The 7,728-nt window shown below is 67.8% G+C and carries 7 protein-coding genes; 5 read left to right on the top strand and 2 right to left on the bottom strand.

What is annotated here, in order from left to right:
• Positions 1-62: 62 nt before the first annotated feature.
• Positions 63-1,055 (bottom strand): MBL fold metallo-hydrolase, encoded by a 993-nt coding sequence (locus tag ABIC63_RS29270; RefSeq protein WP_354322369.1) that lies wholly within the window; start codon positions 1,053-1,055, stop codon positions 63-65.
• Positions 1,056-1,066: 11 nt separating this feature from the next.
• Complete coding sequence (locus ABIC63_RS29265; RefSeq protein WP_354322368.1) at positions 1,067-2,773, bottom strand: AMP-binding protein; 1,707 nt, start codon at positions 2,771-2,773, stop codon at positions 1,067-1,069.
• Positions 2,774-2,806: 33 nt separating this feature from the next.
• Between ABIC63_RS29265 and ABIC63_RS29260 the strand changes: the two genes are divergently transcribed.
• The 5 genes from ABIC63_RS29260 (at position 2,807) to lnt (ending at position 7,707) form a co-directional block, all read left to right on the top strand.
• Complete coding sequence (locus ABIC63_RS29260; RefSeq protein ID WP_354322367.1) at positions 2,807-3,757, top strand: esterase/lipase family protein; 951 nt, start codon at positions 2,807-2,809, stop codon at positions 3,755-3,757.
• Between the two features lie 105 nt (positions 3,758-3,862).
• On the top strand, positions 3,863-4,336 hold the full coding sequence (locus ABIC63_RS29255) for an Lrp/AsnC family transcriptional regulator (RefSeq protein WP_017758360.1): 474 nt from the start codon (positions 3,863-3,865) through the stop codon (positions 4,334-4,336).
• Positions 4,337-4,434: 98 nt separating this feature from the next.
• Positions 4,435-5,193, top strand: a complete 759-nt coding sequence (locus ABIC63_RS29250) for a GNAT family N-acetyltransferase (protein ID WP_354322366.1) — start codon at positions 4,435-4,437, stop codon at positions 5,191-5,193.
• A gap of 97 nt (positions 5,194-5,290) precedes the next feature.
• Positions 5,291-6,169 carry a CorC family transporter gene (locus ABIC63_RS29245; RefSeq protein WP_017758362.1) on the top strand — a complete coding sequence of 293 codons (879 nt, stop codon included), beginning with the start codon at positions 5,291-5,293 and terminating at the stop codon, positions 6,167-6,169.
• Positions 6,169-7,707: an apolipoprotein N-acyltransferase gene (lnt, locus tag ABIC63_RS29240; protein ID WP_354322365.1), complete on the top strand. Its 1,539-nt coding sequence runs from the start codon at positions 6,169-6,171 to the stop codon at positions 7,705-7,707. The genes ABIC63_RS29245 and lnt overlap by 1 nt, the downstream gene beginning before the upstream one ends.
• Positions 7,708-7,728: the final 21 nt, after the last annotated feature.

Raw genomic sequence — 7,728 nt, 5'->3', positions numbered from 1 at the left:
TAGTGCGGACTCCCGTGTGAAAGTAGGTCATCGTCAGGCTCTTACAGCCCTCAAAAAGCCCCTCAGCAATCGCTGCGGGGCTTTTTGTTTTGGGCAGCCGTAACAGCCGTCATTGCAATCGTGCGAGCGCTAATTCGGCCGCCGTCCTCGACCCACTCTTCCTGTTGGTGAGCCGCGCCGCTCTTGAGCAGGCTGCCCAGGGCGCGCTCCATGAGCGCCGACAGCGGCTCGTCGGCGAAGTGCATCATCCCCAGCGCTGTTGCATAGGGCATGGTGGATGCCCACTCCAGCAAGGCCGTGCGCTCGACACGGCGCTGCTCCAGCAGCTTGAACTTCAGCAGGACCTTCAGTGCATGCCAGGCATGGGATCGAGGATCGTCGCGCTGCTGCGCCAGGCGACGCCGGGCACGGGCCAGCGCTTCCTCAACATCCAGGAATGCCGCGCCGTGACCTGGAATCACGATCCGAGGCGCCAGGGCCTCGATCCGGTCCAGTGTGGTGGCCACGTCGGCGAAGCCGTCCTCGCCCTCCAACTCCGGAAAGACGACCCCGTAGCCGTGCTGCCACAGGGCATCCGCCGAGATCAGGATGCGGTGCTCCGGCTCGAAGAGCAGAAATTCGTGGGGGTCGTGCCCGGCACCGGCGACCACCGACCAGGCCAGGTCCCCCATCTCTATCACGTCACCCGGGCTCAGCGCATCGTGGGCAACAAAGCGGGGGCATTGCTGACCGGTGGCTCGGTAGGTCAACGCCTCTCCCCGCCAGTACCGCACATTGTCCAGTTGTGATTGCGCAATGCCGATCCGTACGCTGGGATAGGCCTCCTGCAGCTGCGCATTGCCGCCGCAATGGTCGCTGTGCAGATGGGTGTTGACGATGCGGTCGAGCGTCCGACCCGCGAGCGCGTCCTGCACCAGCGCAAGGGTCTGGTCCGCGTGGGTGCAGTAGCCCGTATCGACCAGCACCGTCTCTCGCCCGCCGGTCAGGAGGATGTTGTTGGACGACAGCCAGCCGCGCTCGAAGACGGTGATCTGGACCGGCAACTCAATCGCCATGCGAGTCGCCTTCAATGATGCGCGGCGGTGCTGCGAATGTCCTGCCTCAGTTCGCGCCGTAGGATCTTGCCCACGTTGGTCTTGGGCAAGGCGTCGCGAAACTCGATGTACTTGGGCCGCTTGTAGCCGGTGAGTTCGGCGTGGCAGTAGCGCATGAGGGCCTCCTCGTCTAGCTGGGCGTCCTTGCGCACGACGAACACCTTGATCGCCTCGCCCTGCTTGTCGTCCGCCACGCCGACTGCTGCGCACTCGAGCACGCCAGGGCACAGGGAAATCACGTTCTCCAGCTCGTTCGGAAAGACATTGAAGCCGCTGACGAGAATCATGTCCTTCTTGCGGTCGATGATCCGCGTCTGCCCATCCGGCAGCATGACGGCGATGTCGCCCGTGCGCATGAAACCGTCTGGCGTGAAGGCGGCCGCGGTCTCCTCGGGCTGGCCGTAATAGCCGGCCATCACGTTGGGGCCCTTGATGCACAACTCCCCGGACTCACCCTCCGGCAGGGTGCGTCCCTCGTCGTCCTTGATCGCGATCTCGATGCTCGGCAGCGGCACGCCGATGGTGCCGGAGAAAGTGGTGTTGGTGACCGGATTGTTGGTGCCGATGGCGCAGGTCTCGCTCATGCCCCAGCCTTCGATCATCGCGCAGCCCGTGGCCTCGAACCACGCACGCGCTGTGCCCTCCGACGCCGCCATGCCTCCGGCCTGGGAGATCAAGAGCTGGGAGCAGTCCACGCTCTTGAACGCCGGATGGGCCAGCAAGGCATTGAACAGCGTGTTCACCGCCGGCAGCACATGGAAGGGCCGCTTCCTGAGCACCTCGACAAACTTGCCGATGTCCCGCGGATTGGGCACGAGCGTCATGTGCGATCCCTGCCGGATGGCCAGCAGGCACAGCGTCAGCGCAAAGATGTGATACAGCGGCAGCGCCGCGATGCCGTTGATGCGCGCCGGATCCCCCACCTTGGCCATGGCCGGGGCGAACCAGGCCTCGGCCTGCAGCGTCGCGGCAATGATGTTGCGGTGCGTGAGGATGGCCCCCTTGGATCGCCCCGTCGTGCCGCCGGTGTACTGCAGAAAGGCGATGGAATCGAGCGTGCACCCGTCAGCGGCAAGGGTGCGGTCACGGCCGCTGGCCATCGCGTCTGACCAGGTGGTGACGCTGTGGCCGCTGTCGATGGGCAGCTTGAAGGGCGGCACCATCTTGGCGAGATGGCGTACGGCCGTGGTGATCCAGACGCCGTACAGGCCGCCCAGCTGATCGCCCATGGCGGTCAGCAGCACATGCCGGACCGGCGTGCGCAGCAGCACGGGTTCCAGCGTCGCTGCGAAGTTCTCCAGCAGGATGATGGCACTCGCGCCCGAGTCGCTCAGCTGGTGCTCCAGTTCGCGCGGCGTGTAGAGCGGGTTGACGTTGACGCAGCTGTAGCCTGCCCGGAGCACGGCGACCATGGCGATGGCGAACTGCGGGATGTTCGGCAGCATCAGGGCCACGCGCGCGCCCGGCTCAAGCCCCAGCGACTGCAGCCAGCAGCCCAGCGTGCGCGACAGGCGGTCCAGTTCGCCGTAGCTCATCCAGCGTTCCATGCAGACCGAGAACGGGCGCTCGGCATGCGTCTTGAACGATGCCTCGAACAACGCGTTCAGTGATTGGTACTGCTCCGGATCGATCTCGAATGGGACGCCGGGCGGATAGCTGGGAAGGTGGGAGGGATGCATGCGGTCTCCGGGTTCTGCTTGCCGCATTGTGGGATGGCCTCCTCGCCCGAGGTCCCCGGGCTTGCCCGGGGCGCATGCGATCATGCGCCGATGATCGCGAGATGGCAGCGGTGGTTCGTGGCCGCGTGGTGCCTCACGGCGCTGGCATGGACCGGCTTTGCGGCAGCCCGTTCCCTGTCCTGGCTCATCGGCGGCTGGGCGGTGCTGCTGGGCGGGCACGGCGTGGTGCTGGCCGCCGAATTCCTCGCCTCGAATGTCGTCAATCGACGCGTCCAAGGGCCCCATGCGACGCTCGCCCAGCTCCTGCGCGCCTGGTGGGCCGAATGCCTGTTGTCGCCGCGAATCTGGGCGTGGCGCCAGCCGTTCCGCGCGAACCGCATTCCGGACCATGTCCCGCCGCCGGACGGCCGGCGAGGCGTCGTCCTCGTTCATGGCTTTTCGTGCAATCGGGGCTTCTGGCTCCCCTGGCTGAGCCGCCTCGTGGCGCAAGGCCGATGCGTCGTCGCCGTCGATCTGGAGCCGCCGCTGGGCGGCCTGGACGGTTTCATCGACACGCTCGACGCCGCAGTGCGACGTGTGCATGCCGCCACCGGCCAGGCGCCGATGCTCGTGGCGCACAGCATGGGCGGGCTGGTTGCCCGCGCCTGGTGGTGTCGTACCGGCGGAAGCGTGCCGATCCACCGGATCGTCACGCTGGGCACGCCGCATGCAGGAACCTGGACGGCACGCGTCGGCCGCGCCGCCAGCAGCCATGAGATGCGGATCGGCAGCGCCTGGCTGCGAGCGCTGGATGTCGCCCAGCGCGCCTGCCCGCCCGCGCGCTTCACCTGCTGGTACTCCAACTGCGACAACATGGTGTTCCCCATGCACACCGCCACCCTGCCCGGCGCCGACAACCGGCCGGCCCACGGCCTGGCCCATGTGGAGCTGGCCTTCGACACGGTCGTCATGGCCGAGACACTGGCGTTGCTGGACGAAGACTGAGGCGGCATCGAACACACTCGGCAGGCGTCGCGATGGGCCCGTCCCCCGCAGGGTGCCCGGGCGCCGTCGTTCGCCATCGCGGCCGATCGCGGCAAGAATTGCCCCATGCACGCACTCGACAAGCAGGACCGGCTCATCCTGCAACTGCTCCAGGCCGACGGCCGGGCCACCTACGAACAGATCGCCGAGCAGGTCAGCCTCTCGCCCAGTGCGGTGCTGCGGCGCGTGCGGCGGCTGGAGGAAAGTGGCGTGGTCGACCGCTATGTCGCACTGGTCCGGCCCGAAGCCGTCGGCCTGGGCCTGACCGCCTACCTCAATGTGCGTCTCGAAAAACACACCGAAAGCCACAAGCGCAACCCGATGGACCTGTTCCGCGCCAGCATCCAGGCCTGGCCCGAGGTCGTCGAATGCAGCGCGCTCACGGGAGAGATGGACTACCTGCTGCGTGTGGTCGTGGCCGACATGGCGCACTACAGCCGCTTCATCATGGACACCCTGCTCAAACACCCCAGCGTGCAGGATTGCAAGACCAGCTTCGTGCTCGACAGGGTCAAGGCGACGACCGCCGTGCCGGTCTGAGTGCTCAAAGGTTGCTGCGCCGCAACATTTCAGCGAATGCCCCGTGCCCGTGACCGGTCGGTGACAGCGCCTCATCGGTAGTTATAGGGAAAACCCTTATGATCGACCCCATGTTCCCCAAGGCCCTTGTCCAGACCGTGCGTGCCGGCGTGCAACTGCTGCGCCCCGGCGTGGTCGCCGCCGATCCCGCGCCGACGGGCACTGCGCGTCCGTTGCGTCCCCGTGCCGCCGCCGGGCTGGTTCCCATCCGTTCTGTCGGACCGCGCGAGCGTCACCGCATCCTGGCCCATCTGCTGGCGCTCTCCCAGCGCGACCGCTACCTGCGCTTCGGCTATGCCGCATCCGACGAGCAGGTGCAACGCTACGTGGATGGGCTGGACTTCCAGCGCGACGAGATCTTCGGCATCTACAACCGCCGGCTCGAGATCATCGCCATGGCGCACCTGGCCTTCGCGCCCACCGGGCAGGACGGCAGCTGCGCCGAGTTCGGCGTCTCCGTGTCGGAGCACGCGCGGGGCCGTGGCTACGGTGGTCGGCTCTTCGAGCGCGCCGTCATGGTGGCCCGCAACGAGGGCGTGAGCATGCTGTTCATCCATGCCCTGAGCGAGAACACCGCCATGCTCAAGATCGCCCGCCATGCCGGCGCGACCGTGGTGCGCAGCGGCTCCGAATCCGAAGCCCACCTCGAACTGCCCGCCGCCGATTTCGACAGCCGGATGTCCGGCATCGCGCTGGACCAGTTCGGGGAAGTCGACTTCCAGCTGAAGGCGCGGGCCCACCAGTTCTGGTCCTTCCTGGCCGGCCTGCAGGAAGTGCGCTCGGGTGTGCGCGAGGCGCGCCAGCGCTCGGCCCCCTGAGCAGGCAAGGGCTGCGCAAGCGCGCAGATGGCGGCTGACATCATGCCGCCAAGGCATTCCGGTATCCTAGGCCTCCCTCAACTCCCGCCCTCACGCAGTGGCCGACCCCCACCCTGAACGTGCCTCCCATCCCCGGGACGACAAGCGCGGCCTCCTCCAGAAGATCGCCGAATTCATCCACCCCGGACCGGATTCGCGCGACGAACTGATCGAAACCCTCGCCGACGCCGAAGACAACGACATCATCGGACCCGACTCGCGGGTGATGCTCGAAGGCGTGCTGCGCATGGCCGACATGACGGCCGGCGACGTGATGGTGGCCGCTCCGCGCATGGACCTCATCGACATCGATGCGGCCTACGAGGACATCCTCTACCTCGTCATCGACACCGCGCACTCGCGCTTCCCGGTCTACGAGGGCGAGAAGGAAAACATCATCGGCATCCTGCTGGCGAAGGACCTGCTCAAGCTGCAGCGCTCGCCGGAGCTGAACATCCGCGCCCTGCTGCGGCCCGCCACCTTCGTGCCCGAGAGCAAGGGCCTGAACGACCTGCTGCGCGAGTTCCGCGGCAACCGCAATCACCTCGCCGTGGTGATCGACGAATTCGGCCGGGTGGCCGGCCTGATCACCATCGAGGACGTGCTGGAGCAGATCGTCGGCGAGATCGAGGACGAGTTCGACGTCGCCGAGGACGAAGGCGACATCTTCGGCCTGGCCGACCACACCTACCGCGTGAGCGGCGACACGCCCATCGAGCGTGTGGCCGAAGCCTTCGGCATCCAGTTCAGCGAAGAGCAGCAGTCCGAGGACTTCGAGACCATCGGTGGCCTCATCGCGCACGAGATGGGCCATGTGCCCAAGCGCGGCGAACGCCACGAGGTGGGCGGCTTCGACTTCGTCGTGATGCACACCCGCGGCGGCGCGGTGCGCTGGTTCAAGGTCTCGCCCGCCCGGGCCGAAGACACCGCCGCCTGATGCGCGCGCGCCGCCTTCCGGCCTACGCACTGGCCGGCCTGGCCCAGGCGGCGTCCATGGCCTGGCCCTGGGGTGGCGAGCCGCTGTGGTGGCTGCAACTGCTGTCCCTGGCCGCGCTGACCGCTTTGCTCGACGGCGAGCAACGCCAGGCGTCCGGCTGGCGCAGGCCGGCCCTGGGCGCCTGGGTCTTCGCCACCACCTGGCTGTGCGGCACCTTCTGGTGGCTCTTCATTTCGATGAACACCTACGGCGGGCTGCCGGCCCCGTTGGCGGCGCTGGCCGTGCTGTTCCTGGGCGGCGGGCTCGCCATCTACTACGGCGTGGCCGGCGGACTGTGGGGCTGGCTGGCGCCGCGGCTCTCTGCAGGTAGCCGGGTGCTGCTCTTCGCTGCCGTCTGGACGCTGGCCGAGCTGGTCCGCGGAAGCCTGTTCACCGGCTTCCCCTGGGGTGCTGGCGGCTATGCCCATGTGGACGGCCCGCTGGCTGGCTATGCGCCATGGCTGGGCGTCTATGGCCTCGGCGCCGCAGCGGCCGCCTCGGCGGCCTGTGTGGGCCTGTGGACGAGGCAGCGTCGCACAGGGATGCTGCCGCTGGCCGCTGCAGTCCTGCTCGCGTTGCCGTCGGGTCTGGGCTTCATGCACAGCGACGGCGGGCCCGGGGCCAGCACCGGTCGCCTGTCGGTCGCACTGCTCCAGGGCAACATTCCGCAGGACGAGAAGTTCGTCCCAGGCAGCGGCATCGACACCGCGCTGCGGTGGTACGGCGAGCAACTGCAAAAGAACCGTGCTGCCCTGGTGGTCACGCCCGAGACGGCGCTGCCCCTGCTGCCGCGCCAATTGCCCGAAGGCTACCTGTCCGCCATCGCCGCGCGCTATTCGCAGGGCGGGCAGGCCGCCATCGTCGGCGTACCGATGGAGGATGGTCCGGGCCGCTATGCCAATTCGCTGCTGGGCTTCGGCCCCGGGCTCGCCGAGCGGCCGTACCGCTACGACAAGCATCACCTGGTGCCCTTCGGCGAGTTCATCCCCTTCGGCTTCCGCTGGTTCACCGACATGATGAACATTCCGCTGGCCGATTTCGGCCGCGGCGGGTTGCCCCAGCGCAGCTTCGACTGGCAGGGCCAGCGCATCGCGCCGAACATCTGCTACGAGGATTTGTTCGGCGACGAGATCGGCGCCGGCTTCCGCGATGCGGCCACCGCGCCCACCATGCTGCTCAACGTGAGCAACATCGCCTGGTTCGGCGACACGGTGGCCATCGATCAGCACCGTGCCATCTCACGCATGCGGGCGCTGGAGTTCGAGCGGCCCATGCTGCGCGCGACCAACACGGGCGCGACCGTGGTGATCGACCACCGCGGCCGTGTGACGCACGAACTGCCCCGCCTCACGCGCGGCGTGCTGGAGGCCGAGGTGGAAGGCCGCACCGGCATCACGCCCTTCGCCTGGTGGGTGTCGCGCTTCGGCCTGGCGCCACTGTGGCTGCTGTCGCTGGCAGTGCTGGCGTTCTCGGTCTGGCGCGTGCGAAAGCGCCGTTGACGCCGCGGCGCCGGAAGACCC

The organism is Pseudacidovorax sp. 1753, from assembly GCF_040544975.1.
Taxonomy (GTDB): Bacteria; Pseudomonadota; Gammaproteobacteria; order Burkholderiales; family Burkholderiaceae_C; genus Xenophilus.
The sequence above is the reverse complement of the archived record's forward strand: the minus strand, read 5'-3'. Positions and strand labels throughout refer to the sequence as shown.